Genomic DNA, 1,100 nt, shown 5'->3' on the forward strand with positions numbered 1-1,100 from the left:
CAGTCCTTCAGCACATAGCCGCCGCGGTACACGTTGGCCAGTTGCTCCGCGGTACGTGGCTGCTGGGTCAGGTTCTGACGGGAGAAAATCAGCGTGGTCGGGCCGTCCTGACGTTCGATACCGTACTGCCACGCCACCGCCGATTCCACCTGGTCACACGGACGCCAGGTGCTCATGTTCGGGGTCACGCGCAGGCTGGCCATTTGCTCAACCGGCTGGTGCGTCGGGCCGTCTTCGCCCAGACCGATGGAGTCGTGGGTGTAGACGAAGACGTTGCGGATTTTCATCAGCGCCGCCATACGCACCGCATTGCGGGCGTATTCCACGAACATCAGGAAGGTCGCCGAGTACGGCAGGAAGCCGCCGTGCAGCGCGATACCGTTGGTGATGGCGGTCATGCCGAACTCGCGCACGCCGTAGTGGATGTAGTTACCCGCCAGGTCTTCGTTGAGGGGCTTGGAGCCGGACCACATGGTCAGGTTGCTCGGTGCCAGGTCAGCGGAGCCGCCGAGGAATTCAGGCAGCACCTTGCCGAAGGTTTCCAGCGCGTTCTGCGACGCCTTGCGGCTCGCGATGTTGGCCGGGTTAGCCTGCAGTTTTTCAACAAAGGCTTTGGCTTCGGCTTTCCAGTTGGCCGGCAGCTCACCGTTCACACGGCGTTTGAACTCGGCAGCCAGCTCTGGGAAGGCCTTGGCATAGGCGGCGAAACGGTCGTTCCAGGCCGCTTCTTTGGCCTTGCCGGCTTCTTTGGCGTCCCACTGGGCATAAATGTCCTGCGGGATGTCGAAGGCGGCGTATTTCCAGCCCAGCGCTTCGCGGGTGGCGGCCACTTCGGCAGCGCCCAGCGCCGCACCGTGCACGTCGTGGGTGCCGGCCTTGTTCGGTGAACCAAAACCAATCACGGTTTTGCACATCAGCAGGGACGGCTTGTCGGTGACCTTGCGGGCTTCTTCAATCGCGGCCTTGATGGCGTCCGGGTTGTGACCGTCGACGTGACGCACCACGTGCCAGCCGTAGGCTTCAAAGCGCTCGGCGGTGTTGTCGGTGAACCAGCCTTCAACGTGACCGTCGATGGAGATGCCGTTGTCATCGTAGAACGC

The 1,100-nt window shown here is 62.6% G+C and carries 1 pseudogene; it reads right to left on the reverse strand.

Features of this window, described 5'->3' with window-relative positions:
• Positions 1-1,100: pseudogene (locus tag ACI2J2_RS24590) on the reverse strand (transketolase); the annotation flags it as partial.

Source organism: Serratia sp. NPDC087055, from assembly GCF_044900985.1.
Taxonomy (GTDB): Bacteria; Pseudomonadota; Gammaproteobacteria; order Enterobacterales; family Enterobacteriaceae; genus Serratia.